This is a genomic window from Psychrobacter sp. TB55-MNA-CIBAN-0194 (assembly GCF_040309505.1).
Classification (GTDB): domain Bacteria; phylum Pseudomonadota; class Gammaproteobacteria; order Pseudomonadales; family Moraxellaceae; genus Psychrobacter; species Psychrobacter fozii.
Map to the genome: position 1 here is coordinate 600,884 of NZ_JBEOOW010000001.1, position 19,657 is coordinate 620,540.

General features: G+C 42.5%; 13 protein-coding genes. 5 read left to right on the plus strand and 8 right to left on the minus strand.

Annotation, left to right across the window (positions count from 1 at the left end):
- Positions 1 to 5 precede the first annotated feature (5 nt).
- The 5 genes from AAEY75_RS02365 to rsmG form a co-directional block, all read right to left on the minus strand.
- Positions 6 to 437, minus strand: coding sequence for an ExbD/TolR family protein (locus AAEY75_RS02365; protein WP_110923039.1), 432 nt, complete (start codon positions 435 to 437; stop codon positions 6 to 8).
- Positions 438 to 555: 118 nt separating this feature from the next.
- On the minus strand, positions 556 to 1,278 hold the full coding sequence (locus AAEY75_RS02370) for a MotA/TolQ/ExbB proton channel family protein (protein WP_197216256.1): 723 nt from the start codon (positions 1,276 to 1,278) through the stop codon (positions 556 to 558).
- An 85-nt stretch (positions 1,279 to 1,363) separates the two neighbouring features.
- Positions 1,364 to 2,527 carry a ParB/RepB/Spo0J family partition protein gene (locus AAEY75_RS02375; protein WP_352258174.1) on the minus strand — a complete coding sequence of 388 codons (1,164 nt, stop codon included), beginning with the start codon at positions 2,525 to 2,527 and terminating at the stop codon, positions 1,364 to 1,366.
- Between the two features lie 141 nt (positions 2,528 to 2,668).
- Positions 2,669 to 3,448 carry a ParA family protein gene (locus AAEY75_RS02380; RefSeq protein ID WP_194197440.1) on the minus strand — a complete coding sequence of 260 codons (780 nt, stop codon included), beginning with the start codon at positions 3,446 to 3,448 and terminating at the stop codon, positions 2,669 to 2,671.
- Positions 3,449 to 3,663: 215 nt separating this feature from the next.
- Positions 3,664 to 4,380, minus strand: coding sequence for a 16S rRNA (guanine(527)-N(7))-methyltransferase RsmG (gene rsmG / locus AAEY75_RS02385; RefSeq protein ID WP_197100222.1), 717 nt, complete (start codon positions 4,378 to 4,380; stop codon positions 3,664 to 3,666).
- 388 nt (positions 4,381 to 4,768) lie between these two features.
- Between rsmG and AAEY75_RS02390 the strand changes: the two genes are divergently transcribed.
- The 3 genes from AAEY75_RS02390 to AAEY75_RS02400 all read left to right on the plus strand — a co-directional run bounded on the left by AAEY75_RS02390 (position 4,769) and on the right by AAEY75_RS02400 (position 9,635).
- Complete coding sequence (locus AAEY75_RS02390) at positions 4,769 to 7,597, plus strand: AAA family ATPase (protein ID WP_352258176.1); 2,829 nt, start codon at positions 4,769 to 4,771, stop codon at positions 7,595 to 7,597.
- A 167-nt stretch (positions 7,598 to 7,764) separates the two neighbouring features.
- Complete coding sequence (locus AAEY75_RS02395) at positions 7,765 to 8,883, plus strand: helix-turn-helix transcriptional regulator (RefSeq protein ID WP_352258178.1); 1,119 nt, start codon at positions 7,765 to 7,767, stop codon at positions 8,881 to 8,883.
- A 107-nt stretch (positions 8,884 to 8,990) separates the two neighbouring features.
- Positions 8,991 to 9,635: a TerD family protein gene (locus tag AAEY75_RS02400; RefSeq protein WP_197100219.1), complete on the plus strand. Its 645-nt coding sequence runs from the start codon at positions 8,991 to 8,993 to the stop codon at positions 9,633 to 9,635.
- A gap of 104 nt (positions 9,636 to 9,739) precedes the next feature.
- Here the strand turns inward: AAEY75_RS02400 and AAEY75_RS02405 are convergent, their stop codons facing one another.
- Positions 9,740 to 10,723 (minus strand): ion transporter, encoded by a 984-nt coding sequence (locus AAEY75_RS02405; RefSeq protein WP_197100218.1) that lies wholly within the window; start codon positions 10,721 to 10,723, stop codon positions 9,740 to 9,742.
- 714 nt (positions 10,724 to 11,437) lie between these two features.
- On the opposite strand from AAEY75_RS02405, the gene AAEY75_RS02410 reads away from it, so the two are divergent.
- Complete coding sequence (locus tag AAEY75_RS02410) at positions 11,438 to 12,076, plus strand: OmpW/AlkL family protein (protein ID WP_352258181.1); 639 nt, start codon at positions 11,438 to 11,440, stop codon at positions 12,074 to 12,076.
- A gap of 239 nt (positions 12,077 to 12,315) precedes the next feature.
- Here AAEY75_RS02410 and AAEY75_RS02415 read toward each other — a convergent pair whose 3' ends face one another.
- Positions 12,316 to 14,049: a 2-oxo acid dehydrogenase subunit E2 gene (locus AAEY75_RS02415; protein ID WP_352258183.1), complete on the minus strand. Its 1,734-nt coding sequence runs from the start codon at positions 14,047 to 14,049 to the stop codon at positions 12,316 to 12,318.
- 25 nt (positions 14,050 to 14,074) lie between these two features.
- Positions 14,075 to 16,888 (minus strand): pyruvate dehydrogenase (acetyl-transferring), homodimeric type, encoded by a 2,814-nt coding sequence (gene aceE / locus AAEY75_RS02420; RefSeq protein ID WP_110923050.1) that lies wholly within the window; start codon positions 16,886 to 16,888, stop codon positions 14,075 to 14,077.
- A gap of 610 nt (positions 16,889 to 17,498) precedes the next feature.
- Here aceE and AAEY75_RS02425 point away from each other — a divergent pair.
- Positions 17,499 to 19,475 carry a hypothetical protein gene (locus tag AAEY75_RS02425; RefSeq protein WP_352258185.1) on the plus strand — a complete coding sequence of 659 codons (1,977 nt, stop codon included), beginning with the start codon at positions 17,499 to 17,501 and terminating at the stop codon, positions 19,473 to 19,475.
- The last annotated feature ends 182 nt before the right edge of the window (positions 19,476 to 19,657 follow it).

Here is a 19,657-nt window from a genome sequence, read left to right on the forward strand (position 1 = left end):
ATACATTATTGCGGTAACGGTTGGCCAAGTGGTACAACCGTACTGATATTAAGGTTCAAAAACCCTAGTTTTCCTGCGACATCCATCACCCGTACCACAGATTGATGGGTAGCGTTAGCATCAGCAGCGATCACAAATAGCATATCACGATTACTACCCGCCTCTTGCTGTAGCATGCTGATCAATTCAGCCTCATTGCTACTGCCAAGGGTGATACCATTTACCAAATAGCTGCCGTCTTCTTGTACTGCCACTTCAATGCTGTTGTTTTGTTCTGTCAGTGCGACACCTTCAGCTTCAGGAAGAATAATATTCAAGCGACTAAAATGATTAAATGAGGTCGCAAGCAGCAAAAATACAATTAAAAATAATAAGCAATCAATCATTGGTGTTAGATTGATTTCAAGTGGTTCAACGGTTGGTTTTCTAAAGCGCATATCACTCTCTTTAATATTTTTACTATGCTTAAGGCGTGTTTAAAATGCAAATAGGATGACTAGATAATTCATCTGACCCTTAGTACTAAAAATAATACCAATAATATTAAAAATAGTGCTAAGAAGTCACTGTGACTCCGTCGCTTAAACTTACCGAATCATTACGTATAGTGCTATGTAATGAAGCATCAGGATTAAGCGTATCAAAACCAGAAGTATGCACATTTCCTAGCAACTGGTAGTCATACAACTCTTGAATCATCAATCCTGCTTGAGTTTCAAACTGGGCATTGATATCAATGATCCGGCGCTGAAAATAACGATAGCCAACCAATGCAGGAATCGCAACAATCATACCAGCAGCAGTTGTAATCAATGCCTGTGATACGCCAGCGGCAAGCATCGTTGGGTCTTGCATCGCGCCATCAGTAATCGCTAAAAACGAAGAGATAATACCCAATACCGTGCCCAACAAACCAAGCAACGGTGCAATCGCACCTATAGTACCAAGCATATTGATATTTTTTTCTAACTGATGAACTTGTACGCTCGCACGATTTTGCATATGCATCGTCATCGACTCTAAACCATACTGACGATAAAGCAAACCCGTTGCCAAAATATCACCCAAAGGTGTTTTTTCTTTCACGTTCATTAATTGTGTACGGCCGATACCGCCGTTTTCGCGTAGGCGCGTTATCAATTGTTCGCGCAATCTGTTAGGTACAATTTTGTTAAATTGTAAAGTATGGCTACGCTCAATGATGATAACCAATGCCAGTATTGAGCACACCACGATAGGCGTCATCAACCAACCACCCGCTTTTACCAACTCCCACATACTCGCTCTCTTTTATATTTTTATAAAAATAGTGGTAACCAAGATAGTTTAGACTTGTGCAGTCATTACAAACTGGATGAATACCTTAAGCCTGTGCTTCTATGTGCTTAATCAAGGCGGCCAACTGATCTTGATTTTGGAAAAATATCTCAACACTACCCTGTCCGTCTTTTTTATGCTTCAACTTTACTTCGGCCCCAAGCATATCCGTTAACCTTTGTGTCAAACGTTCCGCGTCATGAGACTGTGCTTGTTCAGTACGATTGGCTTTGGGAGCTGGCTGCAAAATTGACTTCACGAGCTTTTCAGCTTCGCGCACGGTCATGCCACCATCGATGATTTTTTGTGCAATAATCGGCTGCTGTTCAGAAGATAGAGCCAACAGCGTGCGGGCATGACCCATATCTAGCGCACTAGTGGCTAAATGATCTTTTACGGTATCGTGTAGCTGATTCAAGCGCAGTAGATTCGATACCGTCGTACGTGCCTTGCCCACAACTTCCGCAATCATCGCATGACTCATACCAAACTCAGTATGAAAGCGTTGTAATGCTGCTGCCTGCTCAATCACAGACAAGTCTTCACGTTGGATGTTCTCAATTAGTGCCAATGCAATAGCCAACTCATCTGACAATGCGCGCTCAATCGCCGGTATTACTGCTTTACCTGCCATTTTTGCAGCACGCCAGCGGCGCTCGCCAGCGATAATTTCATGAGTAACAAACGCTTCACTCTTATCTTCATTTGCCAATAATGGACGGATAACGATAGGTTGCATGACACCATGCTGTTCAATCGAAGAAGCCAATTCGGCAAGCGCAGTTTCACTCATATCACGGCGTGGTTGATACTTGCCTGCTTGCAATCGTGTCACATCGATTTGTACCAAACTGATTTGATCTTCAGAGGCACTGTTATCTGTTCCACTAACCCGATTTTTATTAGCACCAGTTTTGTGAATACTGCTCTTATTCATCGTACGTGGCGCACGTGCTTTACGATTACTAGAATCAGCAGCCTCTAGAACTGCTGGATTTGCAGTCGATTTTTCGTTGTCTTTTGCACGACTTGTTTGAGCGGTTGTGATTGCGTTTGTTATGTCAGTCTCTGGCGTTACAGCTGGCAAAGTATTATCACGCGCTGCCATATCATCTTGTAAGGCAGACGCAGTGATTTGCTTTTCTTTTTTGATTGATCCCAACAAGGCATCTAAGCCTCGATTGGCAGCCAATCCTCTTTTCTTCGCCATGATTACCTATCCTATAACGCTAAAATAAAAGCCAAATGATTGTGAATACGGCTTACTCATTACTCATAAATACGATACTTTGTGCTTTGTTATTTAATCTGGTTGATACTTTTATCACCAAACTTTTATCTACGGCCAAAACTAGCTGCTTTGCTTCATCACTTCAGCGGCTAGTTTTTGATAGGCACGTGCCCCTTTTGACCATCTCTCATATGCGATAACTGGCAAACCATGCGCAGGTGCTTCTGCCAAACGAATATTTCTTGGAATATGAGTCTTATACATGATATCGCCAAAATGTGCTTCCAGTTCAGCTGACACATCACGAGCCAAGGTATTGCGTGCATCAAATAGCGTTCTCACCACACCGCGAATATAGAGCTTCGGATTCAGCTCCGTGAGTCGCTCAATCGTCTGCGACAAATCTGCTAGGCCTTCTAGTGCATAGTACTCACATTGCATCGGGATAATGACGCTGTCTGTGGCAACCAATGCATTGATCGTCAATAAATTCAAGCTGGGCGCACAGTCTATCACGACATAATCGTAAGCAGGTTTTTTAGCCGCTATCTGATCGTTAACCAAAGCCACCATCGCTGTTTTAAACAATTCATGGCTATTGGTCTTGTTCATCAAGGTGATGTCCATCCCAGCCAAATCGCGATTGGCACCGATGACATCGAACCCTGCTGGACTGGTAACAATAGCATCCGACAGTGATACACCATCGAGTAAAACATCAGCGATGGTCAGCGCGAGTTCATTTTTATCCACGCCCGTACCGCTGGTCGCATTGCCTTGTGGGTCTAAGTCAATCAGTAGTACATGCTTACGCTTTGCAGCCAAGCTAGCGGTCAAATTTACCGCCGTCGTGGTTTTGCCCACTCCGCCTTTTTGATTCGCAATCGCTATGATTTCCATACACTCACTCAGTTTAATTAGAATTTATTACTGTTATTTTTTTAGCTATACATTTAAAAAGCGAGGCATATTCAGTCATTCGTTGTACAAACGACTCGCTTTGTCTCGACACCATTTAAATATTATGTCATTTAATTAAAGACGTAAACTATGTTTCACAATCGGGCAGTCACTGTTTCATAGTTGCGATTTCATGACTGAAAGGTGCTCATAGCTTAGACATTTTTACGAGACAATTCAATTAAATGACGACTATCATGCAAACGTGGTACTTTTAGCTTGATTGTTTTTATGTGCCAATCACTATCCAATGCTTGCAGTTCTTCTTCACTCGGCGCCTTACCTTTCATAGCACATAAGTGACCATTATCTGCTAGTCTTGGCTGCGCCACATCGACGAAATCTATCAAACTGGCAAACGCTCTAGAAGTAACCACCTCATAGCTTGCTTCGTGCGCTTCGATACGAGAAGCAATCGGCTGCATATTACTCAAACCAAGTTCACTACTGATTTGCTTAATAAAACGTATTTTTTTCTGGTTACTATCAAGTGCCGTACATTGGCGCTCAGGCTGACAAATAGCAATAATTACGGCAGGCAATCCTGCACCCGTACCAATATCAAGCAATGACCCTGATGGCAAATGCGTTATAATAGCCAAACAATCAATCACATGCTTGATTAAAGCTTCTTCAGGATCAGTAATAGCGGTCAGATTATACGCTTTATTCCACAACAAAAGCTGGTCTAAGTACAATAATAGTGTGCGCTGCTGCGTCTCACTTAAGGATAGACCGAGCTCATGAATGGCTTTCGTCAGAGTATTGGCCAGCACTGGCAATTGTGATCCAAGCTTTACAAATCCAGTAGGATCAATATGGATAGTACCTGTACTAGCAGATGATGACGTGATTTTATCGGAAGCTGACATACAACGAGTTATCCAGTTTTAACATGTGAACCGTCTATTTTATCATGCACTCTGTCTATTGAATAGTTGCAGATTGCGCCAATGTGAGACATCTTATACTATCTAGGCCTGTATTGAGGTGTTATTCTCCTTTGATAGCAATAAACTCACTGTTAATTTGTCTCTCACTTATTCATCATACACACTGGTATATCTCATAATGATACAAAACTGCGTTTAATGATTTAGCTAAAACGTTGCTGCATCTTGTAAAATACCTTATAAAATATCTTGGTTAGCTATTCAATATAAAGTATAAAAAGTTCAGCATGAATGTGAATACCTGATAGCATAAAACCAATTATAGAGATCAACACTCCACCTTTTTAAGAAGATATCTCCTACGCCTATGACCGAACAGCCACACGCCCCTATCTCTAAAATATCAAGAGACGCTAATAAAAAAGACACCAATAATATGGCAACACCCATCGCTGAATTGACAGACACATTGACGAATGACAAAAAAGTAAAAGTACCGCACCCACTCTTTATTGAGGTAAAGCAGCGCTGCCTTATTAGCGCTGAGCAATTAAAGCGTTATAGTGAGCTAAGCGAGCTGCCAACAGACACACGTACGGCACCAGATTTAGATGTTGGGTTTGGTCAGGAGCGCGCGCTCAAAGCCTTAAACACAGCTTTAGACATCAAAGCCAGTGGCTACCATGTATTTGCAGCAGGTGAAAATGGCTTAGGTAAACGTACCGTAATCAGCCGCTTGCTGAAACGCATCGCAGCCGATGCGCCGACGCCTGATGATTGGGTCTATGTGCATAATTTTACCGATCCGCGCACCCCGTTGGCATTACGTCTGCCTGCCGGTCAAGCTTCGCTATTGCAGCAACAAGTCAATAACTTGTGGCAACAAGCCAAAAAGCGACTGAGTCAACGCTTTCGTAGTGACCAATACCAAAGTAAAATCGAAGCCATAAAAAATGACACGCATCAAAAAGAAAGTCATGCTTATGAAGTGCTCAATGCTGAAGGTAAACAGTATGACTTAGCGCTGACGTTCCGCTCTTTCGATAACAAAGCCATGTTTGTGCACCCAAGCAAGCTACCTACAGAAAATAGCGATGCTGATGTCAAACATGAAAAATCCTCTAACAATGATGAAGCTCCTTCGACGATAGAGGACAGTAGCACCGCTGATATTTCTAATATCAATACCAGTATTGACAACAATGACGATGACAGCACTAACGCATATGGCAACAGTGAATACGAAGCTGAGCTAAATAACTTTGTCCAAAAAAACCACATGCAAAAACGCTTGAGTCAGCTGACCATCGCGTTAGAGCAGTTAGAGGACGAAGCCAATGATGCGATAGAAGCATTACATCGCAATATTGCACGCCGCGCGCTACAACCTTTATTTACACCTGTTTATGAGCAATTTGCCAATCACCCGCTGATTGTGGATTATCTCAAAGCGATATTTGCCGATATGGTCACTCATGTAGAGCGTATCGTTAATGGCGATGATGAAGAGTTTGTGACGGCTGTCCTGACCACAACACCTAGTCGTTATGCGGTCAATGTCATTGTCAGTCATACGCCTGACAGTGGCGCACCCGTTATCTTTGAAGATTTACCGACGCATTTAAACTTATTAGGGCATGTCGAGCAAATCACGCAACTGGGGACTGTCACCACTGACGTCAGTATGATTAGAGCAGGGGCTTTACACCGTGCCAATGGCGGCTATCTGTTATTAGAAGCCAGTCACTTACTAGAGCACCCATATGCTTGGCAGGGTCTCAAGCGAGCATTACAATCCCGTAAAATTAAACTCTCAAGTCTTGAGCAGATGCTCACACTCACAGGAAGCTTATCGCTAGCGCCTGCCCCTATTGACCTTGATATTAAAGTCATTTTACTTGGCGAAGCAGATTTATATTATGAACTGTTAGAGCTTGAGCCTGAATTTGATGCGGTTTTCAAAGTTCGTGCCGATTTCCACGATGATGTGGTTCGCACCAGTGAACACGAACTGGCATTGGTCGCGAAAATGGCTGACATTATTGATTATGCCAACCTCTATCCGTTCGATCGTAGTGCGCAAGCCACTCTACTTGAGCATTTGAGCTTACAAGCAGAAGACCAAGATCGACTCAGCTTGCACAGTGATTTATTGATTAAGCTGTTGCATGAGTCGAACCGCCATGCACGTTTGAGCGGTAAAAACATCGTCAATGCCAATCACGTCACCCAAGCCATCGAAGATATGGACGAGCGCTCAGGGTATTTACGTGATCTCTATTGGGATGAGCTCAAAAATGGTCAGCAACTCATACAAACACAAGGCAATGCCGTTGGACAAGTCAATGCGTTAACGGTGGTCAGCTATGCCGATAGTGAATTCGGCATGCCAGCACGTCTTACGGCCGTTATTCAGCCAAATATTGGTACTGGTGAGATTCTCGATATCGAGCGCGATGTGGACTTAGGTGGTAGCTTACACGCCAAAGGCATGCTAATTATGACCAGCTACTTGCGGGCCCTATTTAGTCAGCATCATGCCTTAAACTTTAGCGCGTCACTCGCTTTTGAGCAGAGCTATGCCCATATCGATGGTGATAGCGCCACCGTTAGCGAAGGTTGTGCGTTGTTATCTGCCTTAGCAAATGTACCGATTGATCAGTCATTTGCGATTACTGGCTCTATGAACCAGTTGGGTGAAGTGCAGGCAGTAGGCGGTATCAACTCTAAAATTGCAGGGTTCTTCGATGCCTGCCGAGAGCAAGAGTTAACGGGCCAGCAAGGTGTTGTCATTCCGATGGCCAACGTCAAACAACTCATGCTACGCGACGATATTATTGCTGCCGTCAGTGCCGATGAATTTCACATCTATGGTGTCCATACCTTGAGTGAAGCACTGACGCTGATGACTGGCCTACCTATCGATACCATGAACAAGAAAAGTCGCTATCGCAAAGAAACATTATTTGGAAAAGTCTTAAGCCGTCTGATGCTGTGGGACGAGAACCAAAATAGCGATGATGATATTGATGATAAAAAATCGAAAAAGAAAGACAAAAAGCAGAAAAAAGAAAAACGTCAAAAGAAAGCAGATAAGAGAAAAAAAGAAAAACGTAAAGAGAATGACAGCACGATAATCATTGATAGCGAAGCAGATACCCATAACGAACCAAGTACTCAGGATAGTGACACTTAGTGAGGTATTGACGCTATATAAGTTAATATACAGCAGAATCATTGAATAATCTCCGTTGCTAGACGCTACGGGGATTTTCTGCGATGATATAGGGTCACTGACCCGCCGCTAGCATTTAAAATTGCTCTATAAAAACTGACTCGATACTTCATAAAGGCTACTTCCTAATGACTGTACATCCGACTGACGCCGATCACATTCAAACTCAGACAGACGCTAACGAGCAAACCAAAGCGCTAGCGGCTGAGAGCAGTAGTACCTCGGAAGTGAGCAACGATAATCGACATGGCGCAGCGACGACTGCTCGCCAATGGCAAGTACTGTCGCAGCTACAACGCAATCGTTGGGTAGGCACCACGCATATCTACGAGCAGCTGATGATGGCAGGTTTTGATATCAGTCTACGCACGGTTCAACGTGATTTAAATGCGCTGGCAAAACGTTTCCCTATTGAAAAAAACAATGCCAATCCACAAGGCTGGCGCTGGTGCGATGACGCGCCGCTACAAAGCTTGCCGCATATGAACTTATCACAAGCGGTGGCCTTTAATATGGTGGAGGCTAATCTCACCCAATTACTACCCCCTGTTATTTTGGATGAACTGTTTCCTTGGTTTGACTTAGCACGGCGCCAACTTAAAAACAGCAAAGTCACCCATTCATGGATCGATAGAGTACGCATCGAACCTGCCACGCAGCCATTGATTGCCCCGCATATCGATTTGGATAGCAAAGACAATATTTATCATGCGCTATTTTATCAATTACAAATTAAAGCCTGCTATACACGCAGTGATAAATCGCAATCTAGTGAATATATCCTAAACCCTATTGCCATTATTCAACGTGGTGTCATTATTTACCTACTGGCAACTCGTACCGATGACCCAGAAACTGTCATTCGCACCTTTGCGCTACATCGATTTGCCAGTGTTGAGATACTCGAAAGCGCAGCAAAAACGCCTGACAATTTTCAACTCGATACTTACTTAGATGCAGGTGGCATGGGCTTTAGTCATCCATTATTCAGTGAACTGCCTGACCATGGTAAAAATACAGCTATCGAGCTACAATTCACCACACAAGCAGGCAAAAGCCTCACCGAAAGCAAGCTCAGCGACGATCAAACCGTCACGTTAGATGGTGACAAACTGACAATACAAGCAACGGTCAATCTAACGTCACAACTGGTTTGGTGGTTGCGCGGTTTTGGCAGTGGTCTACTAGATGCAAAACCTCAGCTGCTATATCAAGCGGTATTAGACAAGTCTTTAGATGATGAGTAGCGACTGGATAGATAACGACTAATAGCTATGACGCTAAAAGTTAAACGTATTCAAACTTCTAAACTCAATATACCTCTATTAAAATTTAAGATCGAATAAGGAACACTATGTCAATCACTGCCCCATCGCCATTACTGTCAGACAGTTTAAGAGGACTGGGCCTAGATGCAGGAACCTTGTTTTTTTCGTTAAACTATGAATTTACTAAGATTGAACCCAAAGGGTTGTTCAAGCGCTTTAAAAAAAATCAAAGCGCGATTGATATTGATTTGGCCTGTGTGTTGTACGACAAAAACTGTACGATCAGTGACATCGTTTGGTTCAAACAATTGCGTGACAAAGCTGAATCGGTTAAGCATCAGGGTGATAGCTTAAACGGTAAAGATCGCGGTGAGCAAGCGATGTATTTGGCCCCTCTCGATCAAGAGCAAATCAGACTATACTTAGATAAGATTCCAACACATATCACTCATATTGCTATGATTGCCAACTCTTACCATGGTCATCCGTTTTCTAGAGTAAAAACAGGCGAGATTCATTTAAGTGATGATGAAGGCAACCATTGTTTTGAAGTCAATCTCAAAAAGTTACCACGTGACTGTACAACGCTTTGGGTCGCTCATTTACGTCGAGAAGTGGATGACTGGCATCTAACATTGCAAAACTTACCGCTGCCTGCCGAAGATTTGGCCAGTGCCGCGCAAGAGGTGGCTCACGAGCTGGCACGTGCACTCCCTTTACAAGGGATATAGCATTCGTACGATACTCACCAAGTAATAGTGTATAAAAAGGGTGCGACGTTATAAAAACGCTGCACCCTTTTTTGAACGCACTTCATAGTAAAAAAAGCACTTTTCTACAATCGCTCACCACAATGTGAGCAAAAATTCTTCTGCCCTATTTCTACCTCTTTTTCACGGCGCTCAAGCTCTTGTTCACGCAGTACTTGCAGTACAATATTTTGCGCCTGCTCTTTATCTAATCCTAGCTCGCGGCGAATCTTATCGATCATCATCTGATTCTGTACTAAGTCAAAATCACTATCGATCAGTTGCTCTCGAAAGTGCTGCTCAAGCCCTTCACGTCGCTGAGCAAGCTCATTGGCCAAACCTGTCGCGAGGATACCTGCAGGTAATGCTGCTAAGCCCACACCCAATATCGTAATAACGGCGCCCAATATCTTACCCGCATTGGTAATCGGCGTGACATCACCATAGCCCACTGTGGTGAGTGTTACAACAGCCCACCACATCGCCTTGGGAATCGATTCAAACTCTTCTGGCTGTGCATGATTCTCAACCAAATAAATCCCACTAGAAGCCGTTACAATCATAATAATCAAGATAAAGATAACCGCTTGGAACGAGCCTTTTTCCTTACTGATGACCACCAGCAGGATACGCATCGAAGCAAAATAGCGTGTAAGTTTGAGGATACGAAATAAACGTAGGATACGTAAAAAACGTAAATCGATAGAGACAAAGAAGTTCAAAAATGCAGGAATGATAGCGATCAGATCAATCAACGCAGATGGGCTTTTTAGCCAGTTCCAACGCTGTCGCCAAGTAGTGCCATCTGGTTTTACTTCAGCCACGCTCCACAATCGCAGCATATATTCGATGGAAAATATCACAATAGAGAAGTTTTCAAACCACGTAAAATAATCTTGGTAAGGGTAATACCAACTATCGACTGACTCTGCAATCACGGCAGCCACATTCGTCATGATCAAAAATATTAAGAAATAGTCGATATAACGACTGAAGAGCGTGTCATGCTCATCATTTTGTAGAATATTATAAACAAAAATACGCAGGCGCCGTATAGATTGGAATAGCATACCGTCCCTATGCGGTGAAACACCGATCTTATATTAGTAGATACTTAACAGTATAGTACTATAAGCGTGCTGCCAATCGCGAAAATAGAAATTTATGAGAAATCACGGTAATGTACTATAAAAATAGTAAATATAGATTACCGTAAATAACGTACAGATAATCACCATAATAGAAAATCTTAGGAACTGCTCGTCAGCATATAGTTGCTGACTAACATCCTGAGCAGGCAGTAGAAATAGACTGCATTCAGGACAACAGGAGTCCATCCGATTCAATATCTTTATAGAATAGGCATTGTCACAGCGCAGAGGAGAATTACTACAATAACCAAGCATAATATATTACGCCTATTTTTAGACCATAGTCATTCATTTGATGAATGAGATATTAAATATATTAGAATCTCAGAAGCAATAATTACCAGAGTACTTATCACTTCTTCGTATCATCATAAGAGCTATAATACCATCTTACAATAGTTGATTATTTTAAGTAAATACTAAATACATTAGTACAAATGACTTTATATTGTAAATTGTGAGATAAAAATCTTTAATATGCGTTTAAAACCTTACAGATAAAACGGTTTTGTACTATAATGGAGTTATAATGTTACAGTTTAATAAACAATCATAACATTGTGTATCAGTAACTAATGCAATCCATTGTTAGAAACTGGCCCATAATCATCTATCACATTGAGGAACTAAACGATGAAACTACAATCCCTAGTTTTAGCCGCTGCTACTGCACTTACTATGACGACTGCTTTTGCAGTACCTGCTGGTACTTGGTCAGTTGCTGCCGGTGCACATTATGTTGACCCTAAGAGTGATAACGGTACGCTCAATGCAGGCGGCACAGACTACTCTGTAGATGTTGGTGGCGATGCGCGTCCAACACTTACTGCCGAATACTTCGTTGCTAATAACGTTGGTATTGAATTGCTAGCAGCGATTCCATTCAACCATGACATCACATTGACTGATGCTGCTGGTAACGAAATTAAGGGTGAAACTCAACATTTACCACCTACTTTGTCTGTCCAGTATCACTTTGATGGTTATAACATCCCTCTAAACATCAAGCCATTCATTGGTGTTGGTGTGAACTACACGACTTTCTTTAAAGAAAAACTATACACTGGCGGTTCAGCTAACTTAGATATCGACGATAGTGTTGGCGTTGCTGGCCATGTCGGTGTTGATTTCCCATTCACTCCAACGGATGCTTTCCGTATTGATGCACGCTATATCGACATCAAATCAGACGTAAGCCTAAATGGCGATGATCTTGGTGAAGTAGATATCAGCCCTTGGGTATATGGTGTTGCTTACGTAAAAAGCTTCTAATTAGAAGTCCGTTTTACTAAGTCGTACTTATAGTAATGAAAAAGCCGGTATCTACCGGCTTTTTTGTGTCTGTTGTTTAGCGACAATACAAGCAGTTACTATCCAGGTGTACTGCAAATGCGCTAATGGAACCTGTTTGTGCATACTCGATATATCTTAATTACGTTCAAACTTTAGCGCATAAAAAAGACCGTCCGTAGACAGTCTTTTTTCAAACCAACACTATTATGTATTTAGACTTATAGCAAAATGCGGCGTGGATCAGCCAGTAGCGTTGCAATATAACGGGTAAACACTGCGGCATCTGCCCCATTAATCACACGATGATCGTAAGACAATGATAACGGTAGCATCAGGCGTGGCTCAAAGCTTTGCTTTTTAGCATCCCAACGTGGCTGCATACTTGCCTCAGACACACCTAAGATACCCACTTGTGGCCAGTTCACCAGTGGTGTAAACGCTGTACCACCTAGGTTACCTTGACTTGAGATAGTAAAGCTCGCCCCTTGCAAGTCTTTGGTGCTGAGTTTCTTATCACGCGCTTTAACGGCAAGCTCACCGATTTCGATAGCAATTTGCTTCAGACCTTTATCCTGCACATTTTTAATAACTGGTACGATGAGGCCGTCATCAGTTGCCACTGCGATACCCATATTGACACTTTTACGCAAGATAACTTGAGTATTATCATCGCTTAAATGACTATTAAAGCGTGGATGCTGAGTTAATGCATAGGCAGTCGCTTTGACCACAAAGGCTAAGATAGTGAAGCCAATACCTTCTACCTTCATACCACCTTTTAGCTCGCCACGTAGTTTTTCTGTCTCAGTGATATCTGATAAGTCAAACTGCGTCACTTGCGGTAGCAATGTATTGTAATTGAGCTGTGGTATCGACACTTTCTGTAAACGGCTAAGGTCTAGTGTCGATGTTTCACCCCAAATCTCAGTATTACTCATGTCAGGTAAGCTCGGTAAGCCTGAGCTCGCCACACCACTGCTAGCAGGTGCTGCTTTTTGAGTGGTCAAACTCTCTTTGACATGTGCAAACAAGTCTTCTTTTAGAATACGATCATTCAGTGCCGAACCACTTACTTTTGTGATATCCACACCCAACTGACGTGCAAGCTTACGTACAGCTGGACCTGCATAAACGTCAACCAGCTTTTCATTTACTTGTGTTTCTGTCAGCTTGTCAGCTTTCTTACTGGCGGCCACATTAGACGTTGTAGATTTTTCTGCCTGTTTTGGTTCACCAGTTGTTTTAGCAGCAGCTTTCTCTTCTGATTTGGCTGGTGCTGACTCTTTCGACTCAGAACTATCTGATGCAGATTCACTCTCATCAGCAGCGTCTGTACCACTGCTCATGATAACGATGAAGTCTTGACCATTGGCGACCATGTCACCTGTCTGGACTAAGATTTTTTCAATTTTTCCGGCTTCTGGTGCTGGTACTTCGACAGATGCTTTGTCAGATTCAATCAATAAAATCGACTGATCCGCAGTCACTGTATCGCCCACACTAACCATAATTTCAGAAACTTGCGCTTCATCAACACCTAAGTCAGGTAGTGCATGAGTCGTTGACTTACTAGCATTAGCAGCGGGCTTGGCGCTAGACTCTGATGACTTTGATTCAGTCTCAGTTGGCTCAGCTTTTGCTTCTGGCTTAGCAGCAGCGGCTTCTTCTGTATCACTCGCTTCTTGATTGTCATCAGCAGCGCTATCATCACTTTCCGCACCGTCTTCTGCACTCTCAAGCTCAATCAGCACCATGCCTTCGCTAACTTGATCACCAATAGCAATATTAATCTTGGTGACTTTACCAGCAGCAGAGCTTGGCACTTCAACTGAGGCTTTGTCAGATTCTAATAATACGATGTTGTCATCTTTTGCGATGACATCACCGATTTCTACCATAATCTCGCTGACTTCGGCGCTATCAACACCCAAATCGGGGGCTTTAATGTCCATGATTTATCTCCTAGTCTTATGGTTATTATTCTTTGACATCACCATCATTGAGTACATTAGCATCTGCTTGATCTTCAGCGCGACCTTCACTACTGATTTCTTCGTCGTCTTCAGCGATAAACTCAGGGACAGGATTTGGATTCACGTTACCTGGTGCTGGTGCATCTGGAGACTGATCATAGTAAGACTGCTGTTGCCATGCAGGTGGATGATCCACATCAATGCCTAGGCTAGAAATAGCGTCTTTAACCAAACGCATCTCAACTTCACCTTCATCCGCTAAACGTTTAAGCGTTGCAACAACGATATGCGCGGCATCAACGTTGAAGAAACTGCGTAAGTTTTCACGAGTATCAGAGCGGCCATAACCATCAGTACCCAACGTGGTATAAGGACGGTTGTCTGGTAACCAAGCACGAATCTGCTCTGAGTAATTGCGCATATAATCTGTCGCTGCAACTACGATACCTTCGTGCGGTGCTAATTGCTCAGTAACCCAAGGCACTTTCTCTTCATCCATTGGATGCAGACGGTTGTAATCATCACAAACCATACCATCACGAGTCAACTCATTAAAGCTGGTCACGCTCCATACGTTAGACGTAATATTGAACTCGTCTTTTAGGATCTGTGAGGCTTTTTGTACTTCACGTAAGATAACACCTGAGCCCAATAGCTGTACTTGTGCTGAGCCATTGTCCTCGAGCAAATACATACCACGTTTAATACCTTCTTCGGCACCTTCTGGCATTTCAGGTTGCTCATAGTTCTCATTCATTAGCGTTAGGTAATAATAAACGCGCTCGCCTTCGCCATACATGCGGCGTAAACCATCATGCATAACTACTGCTAACTCATAACCAAAGCATGGATCATAGGTCACACAGTTAGGCACGACATTGAACAAGATTTGTGAATGGCCATCTTGATGCTGCAAGCCTTCGCCGTTAAGCGTCGTACGGCCAGCCGTTGCACCCAATAAGAAGCCTTGTGCTTGACAATCACCTGCCGCCCAAGCCAAATCACCCACACGTTGGAAACCAAACATTGAGTAGTAGATATACATTGGAATCATCGGCAATGCATTCACAGAATAACTGGTTGCCAACGCAATCCAAGTACTCATCGCGCCTGCTTCGTTGATACCTTCTTCTAACATGTGACCGTCGATAGCTTCTTTATAGCCCATCAATGCTTCACTATCTTCTGGCGTATATTTCTGACCAACAGCCGAGTAAATACCCAATTGACGGAACATACCTTCTAGACCGAAAGTACGTGCTTCATCAGGTACGATTGGTACGACGCGATCTTGGATGTCTTTGTTCTTTAGCATCGCTGATAGTAAGCGTACGAATACCATGGTCGTCGATTGCTCTTTACCATTACTGCCTTTTAATACCCGATCGAACATCGATAATTCAGGGATATTCAGTGGAATATGACCACTGCGACGGTTTGGTAAATGACCACCCAACGCTTCACGACGGCCTTTGAGATACTTCATCTCCGCTGAACCTTCTTCAGGACGGTAGAATGGTAGGGTCTCTAGCTGCGCGTCGGTAAATGGCAAATCAAAACGATCACGGAAATACATCAAGGCTTCTTGATCAAGCTTCTTGATCTGATGCGACTTATTGACCGCTTGCGTTTGGGCAGATAAGCCATAACCTTTAACGGTTTTGACCAAGATAACCGTTGGCTGACCTTTGGTTTTCATGGCTTCACTAAATGCAGCATACACTTTAACTGGATCATGGCCACCACGGTTTAAGCGCGAGATCTCTTCGTCAGTCAACGCATCTGCCATTTCTTCTAACTCTGGATATTTACCGAAAAATTCTTTGCGGGTAAATTCAGGCGTGCGCGCTTCGTACAACTGATACTCACCATCAACCACTTCTTCCATGCGCTGCTTAAGCACACCTGTATGGTCTTTACCAAGTAACGAATCCCAGTTACCACCCCAAATAACTTTGATGACTCGCCAGCCTGCGCCGCGGAATACTGACTCAAGCTCTTGAATGATTTTACCGTTACCACGGACTGGACCATCAAGACGCTGCAAGTTACAGTTGACTACCCATATAAGGTTGTCCAACTTTTCACGACCTGCAAGAGAAATGGCACCTAAGCTTTCTGGCTCATCCGTTTCACCATCACCTAAGAATGTCCAGATCTTACGACCTTCTTTTTCTAGCAATCCACGGTTTTCCATATAGCGATGTACATGGGCATGATAGATAGACATGATTGGACCAAGCCCCATCGATACCGTTGGGAACTGCCAGTAATCAGGCATGAGATAGGGATGCGGATAGCTTGATAGACCTTTGCCACCTACTTCACGACGGAAATTGTCAAGCTGATCTTCGGTCAAACGACCTTCTAAATAAGAACGTGCATAGATACCTGGTGCTGAGTGACCTTGATAATAAATCATGTCACCACCGAAGTGATCGCTAGCCGCGCGGAAGAAATGGTTAAAACCCGTTTCATAAAGTGTCGCACTAGAAGCGAATGTCGCTAAGTGACCACCCAAGTCGTCATCATTTTTATTGGCACGCATAACCATAGCAAGTGCGTTATAACGAATCAAAGCACGTATTTTACGCTCCATGCCTAGATCGCCTGGGTACATTGGCTCATCTTCGACCGCAATACTATTGACGTAAGCGGTGTCTAATCTATTGAACGGCAATCCTTCTTGAACCGCCATGTTGTACAAAGCTTTTAGCAAAAACTGAGCACGATCTTTGTCTGCATGTTTGAGTACAGACTCAAAAGCTTGCAGCCATTCCTGTGTTTCGGTGCTATCAGCATCCTTATAATAATTCATCTTTGTTGTCCTTGTTTGTCAGTCAATCCTACTCAATAGCAGGAATTTATAAAATCAAAGTATTACTTAATACTGTCTTACATACATGATGTGCTCAATGACTTCCTTGTTAATTTTGAGAAGTTACGTTTCATATTGAAGCTTGTATGACTGTACTTCACCGCTCCACAATGTCGAACCGTTCAATGTAACGATTCTAAAAGCAGCAGTACTATCCATTACATACGAATGGAATCGTTAGGCAGTCAGGACAAAGTCATCACTCAACGCCTACAGCCAATTATCAAACGATAATAACTCTCTATTATAGGCGCTTATGACATAGATGTTTATAGCTGTAAAGAAATGACGATATGACAAGTATTTTTAAAATAAATAATGATTAGTTTTTTTAAAAATGACTAATATAGTGATAGCTTAAAGTCAAGTATATAAAAGGTAACAGGTTAATGACCAAGACGTCTTGATGTGATTGGTCATAACAAAACTACCATTCATCAACTTCCTATGATTTTTACGAAATTATTACCTAATATACGTATTATGTAACATATAGAGCGGTTTGGTAGGTAGATATTTATACCGAGTTTTCGTTTATAGGAACAGCAGCATGCAGCAAACTCAACGACTTTTAGACTCAATTAGCACATATTTATTCAGTAAATATATATGTCGAATGATGGCATTGATAGCCGCTGTTCCTATGCTTTTAGTCAGTAATTTGGCCTTTGCTGAAGCCAACCCTACATGCCCAAGCGATCATGCGATGTACTATCTGGGCTCTAAGAGCACTACTCCTGCACCCAAAGCAACGCTCAGCTGGTCAGCAGCAGGAAATGCTAGTACTACCTATAGCTTTGATAGCGGTCTTAAGTTAGTACTATCATTTTCTGATATTAACTTTGTTAGAACTGGCTATCCAGAGGTCAGCAGTTTTAGCGGTGTGACAACGAATGCTCTTAATATTCGCCATAGTAGCGAGAAAATCGACATCAATCATAGGCTGACAGCTACTATTAATAAACCAGTATCAAAATATGGATTTGTTGTTCAGGATTTAGATGCAAACCTAAGTGGAAAATATACTGAGTCAGTCTCACTTGTCACTGCTGGTGGTGCTTTTAGCAATTATACTACATCAGGCACTACAACCAACTTCACATTATCTAATTCAAGCAAAACGATTACTGCTAACCAATGGACGAACTGTAACCCCACTAGTCCATGTAACTTTAATATTGAATGGGGAGCACAGTCAGCAAACACACCATTTGTTACCACTCATGGTAATACCTATACGGGGGCTTCTACAACCGCATCCACTGGTGACCATTTAGTGGGCTACTCAGACTTCTACTTTTGTCTTGCACCACCTAAATTGACTGTAAAAAAACAATTAGAAGGTACTCGTTTTAACGACAGCGATACTAAACGTGACCAATTCAATATTAAAGTAGCTGGTGGAAAGTTGACTCCTGATACTCAAGGCTCTACAGCTTCTTTTACGACAACAGGGACAGGTTCAACCGTAACTAACGGAAGCACTGTTACCCCATTGGAATTAGCTCCAAGTACTATCTATACCATATCTGAAAGTATAATAAATGGTAATGCTAGTAACTACAGCACTAGCTATACTTGTACCAATGCGACAACCGGTAGCACGACTGTGATGCCTACTGGCACAGCCAGCTCATTTACGTTGTCCAATCTAAATTATGGTGATGAAATCACATGTACTATCACAAACAGCCCTAATTATGTGTTCACAGGCACTGTATTTAATGACAATGGTGGCATTACCGACGCCCAGGCTGATGCTACCAATAGCACCATCACGAGTGGCGTGTATAACAACTCTAATTATTTCAACGGCATATTGAACGCCCCTTCTGAAACAGGTATCTCTGGCAGTACAATTACATTAGTAGATAAATGTGAGAATCCAACCAAAACCTACGGCACACAAACCTTAACCTCGACAAACGTAAGCGATATTGGTACTTACCAATTTAACATCGCTAGCAGTGTCATCGGTACTCAAAGTTCTGTTTGTCTCATCGAAACTTACAGTGGTAGCGCCTACCCTGTACGCACAACGATTGATAAACGTAGCATCAGCTTAATAACCAATACCTATAGTTACTCAAATAATAATTTTGGCCGAGTGATTACCAAAAACTCAGCCATCGTACTTGAAAAAGAGCAAGCAGCAAATACGTGTACTATTACAGATCTGACCAAGGTAGCCACATATAGTAAAAACGCATTATCTAGCTCAACGAATGGTGCTGATGTGCAGCCAGGTCAATGTATTGCTTATAGAATTACAGCCACAAATCGCGCAAATATGGATATTAGCAATTTTATTATGCAAGATGTACTACAAAAAAATGACGCTAGTAATCCAGCAGACACTACAGTTACCTCTGTATTGGCAGATCCAACACGAGCCTTTGGCATTTACAGCGATGGTCTCGTTAAAGGTCAAAATGGAACTATTACTACCATAGCTACTGTGTTGACAAAAAGGAGCATTCGCAGCTTTTATTTCAACACTCAATATGGATCAACGCAGTCCAAATAATCTTTCCGTACAATCGTCTACAGCCCTTACCACCTATGAACAACAGTCGATATCATAAATTGATCGACTGTTGTTTTTTTTTACCTATTTGACGAGTCAGTTTTACCATTCAGCTGTTTTATAACTCCCTCCATCTGCTTTTTCTGAGCTTAAATAATAAACGATATATAATTACCTTAAGA

Excerpts from the sequence above, each read along its gene's own strand:
- AAEY75_RS02365 (WP_110923039.1), bottom strand. The coding sequence starts at position 437 with ATGCGCTTTAGAAAACCAACCGTTGAACCACTTGAAATCAATCTAACA.
- AAEY75_RS02370 (WP_197216256.1), bottom strand. The coding sequence starts at position 1,278 with ATGTGGGAGTTGGTAAAAGCGGGTGGTTGGTTGATGACGCCTATCGTG.
- AAEY75_RS02375 (WP_352258174.1), bottom strand. The coding sequence starts at position 2,527 with ATGGCGAAGAAAAGAGGATTGGCTGCCAATCGAGGCTTAGATGCCTTG.
- AAEY75_RS02380 (WP_194197440.1), bottom strand. The coding sequence starts at position 3,448 with ATGGAAATCATAGCGATTGCGAATCAAAAAGGCGGAGTGGGCAAAACC.
- rsmG (WP_197100222.1), bottom strand. The coding sequence starts at position 4,380 with ATGTCAGCTTCCGATAAAATCACGTCATCATCTGCTAGTACAGGTACT.
- AAEY75_RS02390 (WP_352258176.1), top strand. The coding sequence starts at position 4,769 with ATGACCGAACAGCCACACGCCCCTATCTCTAAAATATCAAGAGACGCT.
- AAEY75_RS02395 (WP_352258178.1), top strand. The coding sequence starts at position 7,765 with ATGACTGTACATCCGACTGACGCCGATCACATTCAAACTCAGACAGAC.
- AAEY75_RS02400 (WP_197100219.1), top strand. The coding sequence starts at position 8,991 with ATGTCAATCACTGCCCCATCGCCATTACTGTCAGACAGTTTAAGAGGA.
- AAEY75_RS02405 (WP_197100218.1), bottom strand. The coding sequence starts at position 10,723 with ATGCTATTCCAATCTATACGGCGCCTGCGTATTTTTGTTTATAATATT.
- AAEY75_RS02410 (WP_352258181.1), top strand. The coding sequence starts at position 11,438 with ATGAAACTACAATCCCTAGTTTTAGCCGCTGCTACTGCACTTACTATG.
- AAEY75_RS02415 (WP_352258183.1), bottom strand. The coding sequence starts at position 14,049 with ATGGACATTAAAGCCCCCGATTTGGGTGTTGATAGCGCCGAAGTCAGC.
- aceE (WP_110923050.1), bottom strand. The coding sequence starts at position 16,888 with ATGAATTATTATAAGGATGCTGATAGCACCGAAACACAGGAATGGCTG.
- AAEY75_RS02425 (WP_352258185.1), top strand. The coding sequence starts at position 17,499 with ATGCAGCAAACTCAACGACTTTTAGACTCAATTAGCACATATTTATTC.